Raw genomic sequence first — 13,358 nt, forward strand, 5'->3', positions numbered from 1 at the left:
GCGCCTGCACCAGGTCGACCGGCCGCTGGTCGGTGGCGAGCATGCCGTCGACGAAGTGGTCGACGATGTCCTGGATGCGCGGGCGCAGCGCGGCCAGCCGCTTCACGGTGAACTCGCCGACGACCGGGCGGCGGGCCGCGGCGTGTTCCGCGCCGTCACCCGCACCCCATCGACCTAGCGCAGGTCGGCGTGGATGCGAGGCGCCCCGTAGATCGCCTCAGATGCCTGGTGGTGCCGGTGGATCCGCTCGGTCAGCACCTGGTCCTGCCGAGCCCGCTCCAAAGGGCCGCGACACTGCCGGGCCGCCCAGGCGGCTGATCGGTGTGGTCTCACATCGGGCTCGCCCAATCTGTGACATGGCACACATCATGCGACCACGTTGTCACAAACGATCGGGTCGCCATCGTCCCGTTTTCATCCGTGTTCAACACCACGAGTGAGGACGATTCATGGGATCCCGATTCAACCTGTTGGACAGCACGACTGCCGCGAAGTTTGTCAAGCGGTTCTACAACGCTTGGTTAGCCCTGGACCGGTCGACACTGCCGAAGCCTCTGCGGGAACAAGTCGAACTGCGCGTCGCGAGTCGACCGTGTTCGCGGAGGCCGAGCTATGTCATTGTGCGCAACCCAGGGGGTTCCTATCAGCCCGGCATGTTCGCCGCGCTGATTCAGGACTGATCGGAGATCATGAGCCCCGGCCCGGCCATGGTCGTTCGATCCGGGCCGGGCCCAGGGCGCTACGCACAAGCGCGATGGCCCGCGCCCGCGCCCGCATCGCCACCTGAGCGGTCTCGATTCCGCGCATGCACTTCGACGTACATCCACTGGAACTCATATGGAGGCAAAGCAATGGATCTGCACCTGACTAACAAGATCGCCGTCGTCACCGGCGCCAGCCGGGGGATCGGCCTCGCGATCGCCCGCGCGTTGGCCGCAGAAGGCGTCACGGTGATCGGGGCCGCCCGAACGATCACGGACGAATTGACCCGCAACAGCGCCGACGCCATCGCCGTCGACCTGTCGACCCCGACCGGACCCGGGGAGCTCGTCCAGTCCGTCCTCGACCGGCACGGCGACATCGACATCCTGGTCAACAACGTCGGCGGCGGCGATCCGGCCGACCTGCGCGGCTTCAACGACTACGACGACGCCATCTGGCAGCGGACGTTCGACCTCAACTTCTTTGCTGCCGTCCGCGCGTGCCGTGCCGCCTTGCCGAGCCTGCTGCGACGCCGAGGAGTGATCATCAACATCTCCTCGGCCGGCGCACGCCTGCCACACCTCGGCCCGGTCCCCTACAACGCCGCCAAGGCGGCACTCAACGCGTTCGGCAAGGCCCTCGCCCAGGAGTACGCCGACCGCGGCGTCCGGGCCGTCACCGTCTCCCCGGCCGGCACCCGAACCGAGCTCTGGACCGAACCCGGCGGCTTCGGCGCAACCCTCGCCGCCGCCCAGGGCATAAGTCACGAAGAACTGCTCAAGAACGCCGCGACGGCGGCAGGCATCAGCTCCGGGGAACTCATCGAGCCCGACCATGTGGCATCCATGGTGACGTACCTGGCATCGCCATTGGCCATCAGTGCTACCGGAAACAACTACCTCGTCGACGGGGGCGCGGTGAAAGCAGTCTGACCGGCAATCGCCTCTTCCACGTGCCCCAGCAGACAGGAGATCGACCGTGTACGACAGGAGCGCTGCTCTCAAGGTGATGCGGGTAAGGCCGAGATCGTGAATGTGCGTCTGGACGCGCCCGACAGTAGCGGCGTTCGAGTGACGAACTGGCTCGTGGTGGTGCTGTGCTTCCTCCCGATCGTCATGGACGGGTTCGACGCGACGGCGCTGTCGCTGGCGGTCCCCGCCCTCGCCGAGAGCTGGGGGCTGGCGCCGGCGGCCTTCACGGTTCCACTGGTGGCGACGAGCGTCGGCGTGTTCGCCGGCTACCTGGGGTCCGGATGGCTGGCGCAGCGGTTCGGCCGTCGCCGGTTGCTGATCGGCAGCGTCGGCCTGTTCTCCCTCGGCACGATGATCATCGCGGTCGTCCTCCCCGCGCACTCGATCGAGGCGCTGGGGGTCGTTCGCCTGGTGACCGGGCTGGGGTTCGGCGGGGCGCTCCCGTCCGCGGTGGCGGTCGCGACGGACTTCAGCTCGAGCCGGCGACGTGACGTCGTGTCCCTGCTGATGGCGCTCGGGGTCGCGTCGGGTGCCACCGCGGCGGGCTTCGTCTACCTGCCGCTGATCGCCTCGGTCGGCGTGACCGGGCTGTTCTGGCTGGCCGGAGCGGTCTCTGCGGTGCTGGTGCTCCCCATGGCGATGTTCCTGCCGCCGGAACCGGCCGCCCGACAGGTCGCCGGCGGCGCCCCGCGCGGCGAGCGCGTCGGGCAGCTGTTCGCCCGCGGCGTGCGGATCAACACGCTCCTGCTCTGGCTGTACGCATTCCTCGTGTTCACGGTGTCCACCGCGCTGTCGGCGTGGGCGCCCGTCCTGCTCACGGATCTTGGGGTCTCGGCGGCCGAGGCGCCGCTGGGGCTGGCGTTCATCTACCTCGGGGCGATCGTCGGCGGGGTGGCCATGATCCCGCTCGTGGCCTGGGCCGGTATAGGCCGGATGCTGATCGCGATGCCGGTGCTCACCGCGATGCTGATACCGGCGTCGGTCAGCCTGGGTCTCGGCGGCCTGGGGTTGCTGATCGCGCTGTGCGGGGTCGGTGCCGCGGTCAGCGCCAGCCAGAACGGCCAGCTGGCGATGGCCGTCGCGCTGTACCCGCGCGAGCAGCGGACGACCGGGATCGGGTGGTCCTCGGCCATGGGCCGGGCCGGTTCGGTCGCGGGACCGGGCCTGACCGGCGCCCTGCTGGCGCTGGGGACCTCGGCCAGCACGATCTTCTACCTCGCCGCGGCCGCCATGGTCGTCGCGGTCGGCTGCGCCGCGCTGCTGCGAGCGAGCATGCGCAGCGGGGCACGAGCGTCCTGACCCGCCGCGCGGCCTCCTCAGCCCGGCAGCGGGCGGCCGGTGGACTCGCTAGCGCAGCACGGCAAGCGTGGACAGCAGCGCCGGCATCATCATGTAGAGCCCCGGCACCACTGCCGGCCTTCACGGTTCCGCTGGTGGTGACGAGCGTCGGCGCGATCCGGGCCGGGCCACGGCGTCCCGGTCGAGCGGAGTCGCCTACCGCGCAGCACCATTTTGCGGTATTCAGGCTCCCACGCTGTCATAGCTCTGGGTCGCGTGGCGTCTCATGGCTAACTGGTCGGGTTCGTAAGTTCTTCGAGGGTTACGCGGCGCTCTCCAGCACGGCAAGCTGATCGGTGCAGTCAGCGGGTTGCATGACTACTTGGTGGCGTCTGGCCCGCGCGATTCGCGGACGGCGTCGATGAACACGGTTTCGGGGGTACCGGTGCGGCGGGCCGGCGCCTGGCGCTGTCCCAGGTCCCGACGTCGGCGCCCATGACGACGGAGAAGGGGTTGCCAAGCCCGTTATGCGGATCGCGGATGTCGACGAAGGCCGAGCTGAACACGACGGAGGTCCGGTGCGGCAGCGTCACCGGCTGGCCCACAGGCATCGCGGCCGGGGGACGACGTCGCATCGGGCAGGAGGCTCGACGTGTACGTGCGGCTCATAGGTTTGGCCAGAGGATGAAGAGGGGGTAGGCACGCCGGCTGGGCCGGTCGCCGATCTCTTTGATCGCCGTACGGATCTCGTGCAGGTGCCTGGTGGTCATCTGCAGTGGGGGCTCGTCGGGCTGGTAGGTGGTGCGGATCGGGTAGTCCACGCCTGGCTGTCTGGTCATCTCGATGTGGCAGCCCAGCACATGGGTGACCGGTCGGCGGTCGGAGAAGTCGATCAGGCGGTCGATGGTCCGGGCGAAGGCTGACCAGTCCTGGATGTAGAGGCGGCCCGGGTAGACCGTGTCGCCGGTGAGCAGGAACCCGGTCCACCGGTCGTAGAACGTAACCGCCGCCTCGTGGTGGCCCGGGGTGGCCAGGCACTCCAGCACGCGGCCTCCCAGGTCGACCTGTGTCACGGCGTCGGAATCCTTGCTGAACCCGAAGTACTCCCAGGCGGTGGCCAGATCCGCGCCGACCACCGTGGTATCGGGGCGGTCGGTGAACTGATCGTCGCCCGCGATGTGGTCACCATGCGGGTGGGTGTGCAGCACCAGCAGGTGGTACCCCTCCCGGGGATGGTGGGCGAGCCAGCCGGCGACGAGCTCATCGACCACCCGGCGCAAGGGGAAGAACTCGGCGGATACCGTGGCGCCGGTGTCGATCAACACCGCCCGTGCGTTTCCGAACAGCAGGAACAAGAACGGCGCCTCGTAGTTGATCGCCATGTTCTGCCGCAAGATGAACGTGTGCTCGTCGTACGCGTGGACCTGGATGTCCGGATCGGTGTTGTGCTTGGCCGACGGTGAACCGTGAATCCACCGGACATCCAGCGCACAAGGCTGTGGAGTCACTCCAGTGAAATCGATCAGGGGTATGCCCGCATCCATGACGTCTCCTCCGAGTGTGTGTGTGTCGTCTAGCAGGCCGGGTACGGCGCACATCTCGTCCGGGGCGAGCACTTGCGGGCTTCCACGGCGACGGTACCACGACAGCGATCACCCAATCTTCGCCGCCGTGGATCGTCTGGGTGCCTGTCGCCGCGGCAAAGCAGCGTCGGAGGATGACTTGGGATCATGGTTCATCGGGTCGCCCGTCGGGTCGACCAGGTCCAGGCGATCGGGAGGATGAGGCTGGCCACGGCAGCTCCGCACTGAGCGAGAGAGCCGTAGCCACCCATCGCCATGCCGAAGCGTCACCGACCAATGAGGTCGTTTGCCGGGATGACGCGACTGACCCGACGCCCGCATCGCCCGCCTTGCCACGTTCGGCTGGGTCACCTGCTACAAGGCGATCCGACGGCCTCAGCGCCGGGCTCAACATGTGCTAGGACTGGCCACGTGAGCGACATGCCGTGCCAGTGGTTGCCGGGCCTACGCGCTCAGGGGGGCGGGCATGCGGCTGCGGCCTCCAGCGCCACCCTGGCCCTCGCCCGCCAGACGCTGGGAGACGGGCCGACGGGATGGGCGGTGGAGACGGCGGTGTGGATGACGCAGCAGGTCATCGAGCAGGTACCGGCCTACGGTGGCGGCCGGACGCCGTTCGAGACGTTGCGGCGCTCGGTGGAGTCGAGTGTGCTGGCAGCGCTGTCCGGGCTCTTCCTGGACGCCCGTCCCTCGCCGGAGCTGGTGCCTGTGGAGGCGGTGGAAGGCAACGCGGACCTGGTACATCGGGGGGTGCCACTGGACCTGGTGTTGCGCGGGGTGCGGATCGGGCACGCGTGCCTGCACCAGCGGCTGATGGACGCCATCGACGCCGAGCCGGAGCCGGTGCGGGTGACGGAGAGCCATCGGGTCAGCGAGTTGTTGTTCTCCTACGCCGATGTGCATGCCAGCCGGATGGCCGAGGAGTACATCGCCGAGCGGAACCGCTGGCAGGCCAGCACCGAGGCGGCGCGGTACCGGATCGTGGACGACATCGTGGCGGGACGGCGTATCGACCAGAAGACAGCCCAGCGCACGCTGGGCTACGAACTGGCCCGCCACCACGTGGCGTTCGTGGTCGTCGCTGACGAGCTCGATACTCCGGCCGAGATGCTGCGGCGCTTCGCGGGGGAGGTGGCGCGGGCGATGGACGGGCAGGGCGTACTGACGGTGCAGGCAGGGCCGTCGGATGTGTGGGCGTGGACGGGACGGCTCTCGGGTTCTGCTCCCGAAGCAGGCGTTGAGGTGCCGGTGGGGCTGCGGCTGGCCGTCGGCCCTGTCGCGTACGGGGTGGCCGGGTTCCGGCGCAGCCATGTGGGCGCCAGAGAGGCTCAGGGGTTTCTGGGAGAGACCAGGTTGTGCCGTCATGCCGATATCCGGGTGCGGTCGTTGCTGGCTTCGAGCGAGGAGCGGGCGCGCTGGTTCGCCGAGGAGATGTTGGGAGGGCTGGCCGGCGGTGATGCGCGGCGGGCGGAGCTGCGCGAGACGTTGCGCGTCTACCTGGCCGCCGGCCGTAGCCCGCGACGCGCCGGTGAGGTGCTGCACGTCTCACGCAACACTGTGGGCTATCGGATCAAGCGGGCCGAAGAGCTCCTCGGCCACCCGCTGCCGGACGACCTGCTGGAGCTGCGGCTGGCGCTGGAGATCGTCCGCACTTCGCGCCGGGCCGACTGAGCCCGCCCAGAGCCCACATGTCGGCGAAAATCTGGGCTTCCGGCACAAGCGGCAGGCGGCAGAGCCTTCGTTGAATCGGCGTAACAACCCGCTGACGAAGGAAAGCCCATGCGTGTTGCCAACCTCGCCGGCCGAGCTGTGCTCCTGACCGGCGACGGCGCGATCGATATCGAGAAGGCCGGCGGTGGCCGCTTCCCCTCCGACCTGCAGGCCCTGTTCGAGCGCTGGGACGAGCTGCGTTCCTGGAATACCGATGCCACGCCCGTCCCGTTCGACGAGGCGGACCTGGAGGCGCCTGCCCCCGCCCCGCGCCAGGTGTTCGCAATCGGCGTGAACTACCGCGACCACGCCGAGGAGTCGGACATCGAGCCAGGGGCGAGGCCGCCGGTCTTCACCAAGTTCGTCTCCTGCCTGACGGGCCAGGACGCCATGGTCGCGCTGCCGCAGGGCGGGCTGACCGACTGGGAGGTCGAGCTGGTCGTGGTGATCGGCCGGCGTGCCCACAGGGTGGCCGCAGCCGACGCCTGGGGCCACGTGGCCGGGCTGACAGTGGGGCAGGACCTGTCCGAGCGGATCACGCAACTGTCGCTGCCACAGGCGCAGCAGTTCTCCCTGGGCAAATCGTTTCCGGGCTTCGGCCCGATGGGACCGTGGCTGGTCACTCCGGACGAGTTCGCGAACCCCGACGACCTGGAGATCTCCTGCTACCTGGACGGTGAGCGCATGCAGCACGCCCGCACCAGTCAGATGATCTTCGGTGCGCCCGAGCTGATCGAGAAGCTCTCGGCCGTGACCCCGCTACTGCCCGGCGATGTGATCTTCACCGGCACCCCGGGCGGCATCGGCGGCACCCGCACTCCGGCCCGCTTCCTGGCGCCGGGTGAGCACCTGCACTCCACGATCGAGGGCATCGGCACACTCCGCACCACCTTCACGGGAGCCTGACATGGCGCTGCACCGCCTGACCCGCATCACCATCGGCGTCCCGAACATCGCCGAGACCGCCGCCTACTACGCCGACTTCGGTCTCGCACAGATCGGCGAGCACACCTTCGCCACCGCCGACGGCGGCGAGCAGCTGCAGCTAGTCCACGCGCCCACCCGCCGCCTGGTCGAGCTGGGCGTCGGCGTGGACGACCCCGACGACCTCGCCCGGACGAAGGCGAGCCTGGCCCGGCTGGACCTGGCGCTGGACGCCGACGGCCGGGTGAGCGACCCGGGCACGAACGTCCGCGTCCGAGTGTCGATCGCCGACCGGATCACCCGTCCGGCCGAGCCCGCCCCGGTCTACAACGGGCCCGGTCGCGCAGACCGGATCGACGCCCGCGCCCCGGGCGTGCTGCGCGAGCAGCCGGTACGCCCCCGCAAGCTCGGCCACGTGGTGCTCGGCTCCACCGACCAGGAGGCCAGCCAGCGCTTCTTCACCGAGGGCATCGGGTTCAAGGTCAGCGACGAGGTGCCCGGCATCGCCGCGTTCCTGCGCTGCTCGACCGACCACCACAACGTGCTCGTCCAGCCGGCGCCCGTGCCGTACCTGCACCACACCTCCTGGGAGGTCGAGGACGTCGACGAGATCGGCCGCGGCGCCCACCACATGCTGGAAGGCCATCCCGAACGGCACGTGTGGGGGCTCGGGCGGCACCACATCGGCTCGAACTTCTTCTGGTACCTCAAGGACCCGGCGGGCAACTTCTCGGAGTACTACAGCGACCTGGACTGCGTGGTGGACGAGGCGATCTGGAAGCCCGAAGTGTTCTCCGACATGCGCATCCTCTACAGCTGGGGGCCGCCGGTGCCGCCGTCGTTCATCGAGCCCGAGGACCTGGCCGCACTGATGGCGGGAGCGCACAGCGCATGAGCCACCACACCGACGGCGACCGGCCGCTGGTGCTGGTCCCCGAAGATTTGCCGCTGGTGGAGGCGGTGCCGCTGACTGAGCGGAAACTGCCCGCCTCCACCTACCACCTCCTGGCCCGTACCGCCGCCGCCAACCCTGACGCCCCTGCCCTGCACCTGCTGGGCGAGGGCGCGGAGATGACGTGGAACTACGGTGAGTTGCTGCGACGCGTGCACCAGGCCGCGAATCTCTACGCGTCCCTGGGACTGACGCCCGGCGGGACGGTGGGTCTGCTGCTGCCCAACAGCGGCCACACCTACGCCGCGCTGCTGGGCGCCCAGGCCATCGGAGTGGCCAACCCGGTCAACCCGATGCTCGCCGATCACCGCATCATCGACATCTTCACCCTTACCCGTGCCGAGATCCTGGTGGTCGCCGGCTCGGCGATGCTGCCAGGACTGTGGGAGAAGGCGCTACGCGTGGCCGAAGGGCTGCCGGGACTGCGGGCGCTGCTGATCGTGGGCGGTAACGCCTCCATCGACGCCGCCCACGCTCCGGCGAAGGTGCGGGGCGGCGACTTCGAGCGACTGGCCGCCGACCAGCCCGGCGACCGCCTGATCACCTCGCACCGGCCTCAGCCCCAGGATCTCGCCGCGTACTTCCACACCGGCGGCACCACCGGCACGCCCAAGGTCGCCCCGCACACGCACGCCATGGAGGTCTACATGGCCTGGGCGCTCGGCTGCTCGGGAGCCTACGCGGGCGGCGACGGGGTGGCGCTGGCGGGGCTGCCGCTGTTCCACGTCAACGCGGTGCACGTCACCGGGCTGGCGCCGTTCATGCACGGCGCCGCCGTGGTCAGCCTCGGCCCGCTCGGCTACCGCGACAAACAGCTCATGGCGGATTTCTGGCGGATCATCGAGCGCTACCGGGTCACCGCGTTCTCGGCCGTCCCGACTGTGTACGCGAGCCTGCCACCGCTGCCCGACGGGGTGGACATCTCCAGCCTGCGCGCCGGCGCGGTCGGCGCCGCGCCGCTGCCCGCCCGGGTCCGCGCCGGATTCGAACAGGAGGTCAGGGTGCCCATGCTGGAGGGGTATGGGCTGACCGAGGCTACCTGCGCCAGCGCCGCCACCCCGGCCTTCGCGCCCCGGGCCGGGTCGGTCGGGCTGCGGCTGCCGTACCAGCGGATCAAGGCCGTCACCGTGGACGCCGCCGACCATCCCACCGGTGACTGCCCACCCGGCCAGGGCGGGGTGCTGGCCATCAGCGGCCCGGCCGTTTTCCCCGGCTACCTCGGCCCCGGCGGTCCCGACCCCACTGACAAGATCTTCGACGGCTGGCTGCTCACCGGCGACCTCGGCCACGTGGACGAAGAAGGCTACGTCTACCTGACCGGACGCGCCAAGGACCTCATCATCCGTGGCGGCCACAACCTCGACCCGCGGCCCATCGAGGAATCCCTGCTGGCGCACCCGCATGTCTCGGGCGCGGCCGTGGTCGGCCGCCCCGACGCGCATTCCGGTGAGGTGCCGGTCGCCTACGTCACCGTCACCGGCGTCGTCACCGAGGCCGATTTGCTGACCTGGGCGCGAGAGCACGCTTCTGAGCCCGCCGCCGCGCCCAAGGCCGTCCACGTCGTCGAATCGCTGCCGACGACCTCGGTCGGCAAGCTGTTCAAGCCCGAGCTGGTCGCCGACTCCATCCGCCGCCTCCTGGCCGGGATCGCTCCCGGCGCCCAGGCCGAGGTGGTGCTGGAGGATGGCCGGCCGACCGTGCTGATCGGCGCGGACCCGGAGTTGGCCGCCACCCTCGATCGCCACAACATCGCCCATCGGATGGTGTCCTCATGATCGACCAGCCGGTCCGCGATCTCCTCGACCGGCAACTCACCGGCGTCCTGGCCACCACCCGGCCCGACGGCACCGCTCGCCAATCAGTGGTCTACTTCGCCCTGGACGGTGACCGCCTGCTCATCTCCACTGAACCGGGTCGGGCCAAGGCCAGGGATGTGGCCCGCACCGGCCGCGCCTCGCTGTGCGTGATGGGCGGCGCGGCCCCCTATCCGTCGGCGACCTTGGAGGGCGGCGCACGCGTCCGCACCGAGGACGTTGGTGGCGACACCGCTCTCGTCTGGTCCCGGATCGGCGACCGGCCGGTGGAGCCGGTGAGCGACGCGGACCTGGCCACCATGAACCGGGTGATCCTGGAGATCATCGTCGAGCGTGTGTACGGCACCAGTTACTTGGATCAGGGAGAAACAACGTGAGCGGTCGTATCGACGTCCATCAGCACATGGTTCATGAGCGGTACGCGCGCTGGCTGCGCTCGCACGGCGTCGACGCGCCGGGCGGTCGGCCATTGCCGTCGTGGAGCCCGCACGAGGCGCTCGAGTTCATGGACCGCCTGGGCATCGCCACCGGCATCCTGTCGCTGACCACGCCGGGGGCCTACCTCGATGACGGCGCCGACGCCGCCTACGTGGCCCGGGAATCCAACGAGTTCGTCGCCGGGGTGGTGAAGGAGCATCCCGGCAGGTTCGGGTTCTTCGCCACGCTCACCCTGCCGGGCGTGAGGGCCGCCATCATCGAGGCCGCCCACGCCTTCGATGAGCTGGCCGCCGACGGGGTGATGCTCCTGGCCAACAGCGATGGCGCCTACCTGGGCGATCCGGCCTTCGACCCGCTCATGGCCGCCCTCGACGAGCGCGCCGCCATCGTCTTCGTCCACCCTGCCCAACTGCCCGGCCCGCCGGTAGAAGGCATCCCGCCGTTCGCCGCCGACTTCCTGCTCGACACCACCCGCGCGGCGTTCAGCTTGGTCAAGCACGACGTGCCGCGGCGCTTCCCGCGCATCCGGTTCATCCTCTCCCACGCCGGCGGGTTCGTCCCCTACGCCGCCCACCGCCTGGCGCTTACCGTCTTCAACGACACCGGCCGCGACCCCAATCAGGTCCTTGAGGACCTGTCCGGCTTCTACTTCGACACCGCCCTGTCGGCCAGCCCTGCCGCGCTGCCCTCCCTGCTGGCCTTCGCCAAGCCCGGCCACGTCCTGTACGGCAGCGACTGGCCCTTCGCCCCCGAACTCGCCGTCGCCTACTTCAACACCTGGGCCACCGACGAGGCGATCAACCACGGCAACGCCCGCAGGCTGTTCCCACGCCTGAAGGAGGCGCCCCGTGCATGACGTGCTCATCGTGGGCGGCGGCGGTGCCGGCCTGACCGCCTCCATGCTGCTGTCCCAGCTCGGCGTCGACCACCTGCTCATCAGCGCGCTGCCGACCACCTCCGTGCTGCCCAAGGCGCACGTGCTCAACCAACGCACCATGGAGATCCTCGCCGACCTCGGCCTCGCCGAGACCATCTACCAGCGCGGCACCCCGCCCGAGCAGATGCGCTACTCCGGCTGGTACGCCGGCCTCGCAGGCCCTACGGAGGACTACGGCCGCCGCTTCGGCCTGGTCGAGTCGTGGGGCTGCGGCGGCCTGTCGGACGACTGGGCCGCCGCCAGCCCGCAGCGCCAGACCAACCTGCCCCAGATCCGGCTGGAGCCCATCCTCAAGGCCCGAGCCGAGGAACTCGCGCCCGGTCGCATCCGCTTCGGCCACGAACTGGTCACCTTCACCACCGACGCCGATGGCGTCACCGCCACCATCCTCGACCGAGACAGCGGCCAGACGTATGAGGTGCGCGCCCGCTACCTGCTGGCCTGCGACGGCGGCCGGACCATCGGCCGCCATCTGGGCATCGTCATGGAGGGCGCCCGCGACCTGGCCCGCATCGCCACCGTCCACCTGAGCGCCGACCTGTCCGCCTACGCCCGCGACCCCGAGGTACTCATCCGCTGGCTGACCCTCCCGCACACCGGCGGCGGCGCCACCATGGTGCCCATGGGCCCCGACCATTGGGGCCCCGACAGCGAAGAATGGGTCGTCCACCTCAACTACGCCACCGACGACCCGCGCGGCCTCGACGACAACCAGGTGATCACCGACCTGCGCACCGCCCTCGGCCTGCCCGACCACCCGCTCACCGTGCACCTGATCACCCGCTGGTCGATCGAGGGCGTGGTCGCCGACCGCTTCCGCGACGGGCGAGTCTTCCTGCTCGGCGACGCCGCCCACCGACACCCGCCCACCGGTGGCCTCGGCCTGAACTCCGCCATCCAGGACGCGCACAACCTCGCCTGGAAGCTCGCCGCCGTCCTGCACGGCCACGCCCACGAGCGACTGCTGGACACCTACGAGCCCGAACGCAAGCCCGTCACCGCCCGCAACGTGCAACGCTCGGTCGAGAACGCCCTCAACCACATCGTCGCCACCCAGGCCGCAGGCATCACCCCCGGCGCCGACCCGGAGACGAACTGGCGGCAACTGCGCCGCCTGTGGAGCGGCCTGCCCGAGGACGCCGAGCACGCCCGCGCCGTCCACCGCGCCATCGCCAGCCAGTCCATGGAGTTCAACGAGCACAACATCGAGTACGGCTACACCTACCCCTCGGCCACCTCGGCCGCCGTCGTCGACGACGGCACCCCCGAACCCGCCAACCCCGATCCCATCCGCCTCTACCAGTCCTGCGCCCGGCCCGGCCACCCGCTGCCGCACGCCTGGCTGGAGGACGACCACGGACGGCGGCTGTCCACGCACGACCTGGTCCGGCCCGGCAGATTCCTGCTCATCGCGGGCGAGGACGGCCAGGACTGGTGTGACGCCGCCACCAAGCTCGCCGACGCCTGGCCGCTCGACGTCGTCCACGTCGGCCACCTGGACGGCGACCTGCTCGACCCCCGCTCCACTTGGACCCGCCACCGCGGCCACGGACCGGCTGGCGCGGTTCTCATCCGCCCCGACCGATGCATCGCCTGGCGCGCTCAGCAACCCGCCGACGCGCCGGCCCAGCTGTCCCAAGCCCTGCAGTCGATCCTCGGAGGGGTCCGATGACCCGCCTGGGCTTCCCCTCGTAACGTGGAAACGCGTCCTACTTGCTGGCCTGCGGCGCCTCGCCTCGAACCGTCATGAAGACACTCGGCCACAGCCAGATCGCGCTGACCATGAACACGTACGGCCACGTGCTTCCCGACATCGAACGGGCGGCGGTCGACGCGGTCGCCAAGCAGTTCTTCGGATGACCTTCAGAACGACCAAGGGCCGGACTCCCATCAGCGGGATTCCGGCCCTCTCGGCTGCAAAAGCTGTCACCAGCGTTTGTGTCAAGCCATGCCTCAATGTACTTTTTTGTACGCTCCGCCCCTTTTCGTCGTCCTCGAAATGCCCCAACATGCCGCCGCAGGTTCACGGGTGCCGTTGACCGAAGAGCAACT

11 protein-coding genes are annotated in these 13,358 nt (G+C 69.8%); 10 read left to right on the top strand and 1 reads right to left on the bottom strand.

All coding sequences use genetic code 11. The features are described from left to right. Positions 1-851: 851 nt before the first annotated feature. Both ABGB14_RS45625 and ABGB14_RS45630 read left to right on the top strand, forming a co-directional pair. Positions 852-1,634 (top strand): SDR family NAD(P)-dependent oxidoreductase, encoded by a 783-nt coding sequence (locus tag ABGB14_RS45625; protein ID WP_347650145.1) that lies wholly within the window; start codon positions 852-854, stop codon positions 1,632-1,634. Between the two features lie 138 nt (positions 1,635-1,772). Continuing rightward, positions 1,773-2,972, top strand: coding sequence for an MFS transporter (locus tag ABGB14_RS45630; RefSeq protein ID WP_347650146.1), 1,200 nt, complete (start codon positions 1,773-1,775; stop codon positions 2,970-2,972). A 644-nt stretch (positions 2,973-3,616) separates the two neighbouring features. Here the strand turns inward: ABGB14_RS45630 and ABGB14_RS45635 are convergent. Continuing rightward, positions 3,617-4,567 (bottom strand): MBL fold metallo-hydrolase, encoded by a 951-nt coding sequence (locus tag ABGB14_RS45635; RefSeq protein ID WP_347650147.1) that lies wholly within the window; start codon positions 4,565-4,567, stop codon positions 3,617-3,619. Positions 4,568-4,954: 387 nt separating this feature from the next. Between ABGB14_RS45635 and ABGB14_RS45640 the strand changes: the two genes are divergently transcribed. From ABGB14_RS45640 to ABGB14_RS45675, 8 genes are all read left to right on the top strand, one after another. Then, positions 4,955-6,202, top strand: a complete 1,248-nt coding sequence (locus ABGB14_RS45640; RefSeq protein ID WP_347650232.1) for a helix-turn-helix domain-containing protein — start codon at positions 4,955-4,957, stop codon at positions 6,200-6,202. A gap of 108 nt (positions 6,203-6,310) precedes the next feature. Continuing rightward, on the top strand, positions 6,311-7,147 hold the full coding sequence (locus ABGB14_RS45645) for a fumarylacetoacetate hydrolase family protein (RefSeq protein ID WP_347650148.1): 837 nt from the start codon (positions 6,311-6,313) through the stop codon (positions 7,145-7,147). Position 7,148: 1 nt separating this feature from the next. Next, the gene (locus ABGB14_RS45650; protein WP_347650149.1) at positions 7,149-8,060 is read left to right on the top strand and encodes a VOC family protein; all 912 of its coding nucleotides are present in this window, start codon (positions 7,149-7,151) and stop codon (positions 8,058-8,060) included. Then, positions 8,057-9,892 carry an acyl-CoA synthetase gene (locus ABGB14_RS45655; protein WP_347650150.1) on the top strand — a complete coding sequence of 612 codons (1,836 nt, stop codon included), beginning with the start codon at positions 8,057-8,059 and terminating at the stop codon, positions 9,890-9,892. The genes ABGB14_RS45650 and ABGB14_RS45655 overlap by 4 nt, the downstream gene beginning before the upstream one ends. After that, positions 9,889-10,308: a TIGR03618 family F420-dependent PPOX class oxidoreductase gene (locus ABGB14_RS45660; protein WP_347650151.1), complete on the top strand. Its 420-nt coding sequence runs from the start codon at positions 9,889-9,891 to the stop codon at positions 10,306-10,308. Before ABGB14_RS45655 ends, ABGB14_RS45660 begins: the two co-directional genes overlap by 4 nt. Continuing rightward, positions 10,305-11,225, top strand: coding sequence for an amidohydrolase family protein (locus ABGB14_RS45665; protein ID WP_347650152.1), 921 nt, complete (start codon positions 10,305-10,307; stop codon positions 11,223-11,225). Before ABGB14_RS45660 ends, ABGB14_RS45665 begins: the two co-directional genes overlap by 4 nt. Further along, positions 11,218-12,978 carry an FAD-dependent monooxygenase gene (locus ABGB14_RS45670; RefSeq protein WP_347650153.1) on the top strand — a complete coding sequence of 587 codons (1,761 nt, stop codon included), beginning with the start codon at positions 11,218-11,220 and terminating at the stop codon, positions 12,976-12,978. The genes ABGB14_RS45665 and ABGB14_RS45670 overlap by 8 nt, the downstream gene beginning before the upstream one ends. A gap of 74 nt (positions 12,979-13,052) precedes the next feature. Further along, positions 13,053-13,166, top strand: a complete 114-nt coding sequence (locus ABGB14_RS45675) for an integrase (RefSeq protein ID WP_347650154.1) — start codon at positions 13,053-13,055, stop codon at positions 13,164-13,166. The last annotated feature ends 192 nt before the right edge of the window (positions 13,167-13,358 follow it).

It is taken from the genome of Nonomuraea sp. B10E15, from assembly GCF_039871615.1.
GTDB lineage: Bacteria > Actinomycetota > Actinomycetes > Streptosporangiales > Streptosporangiaceae > Nonomuraea.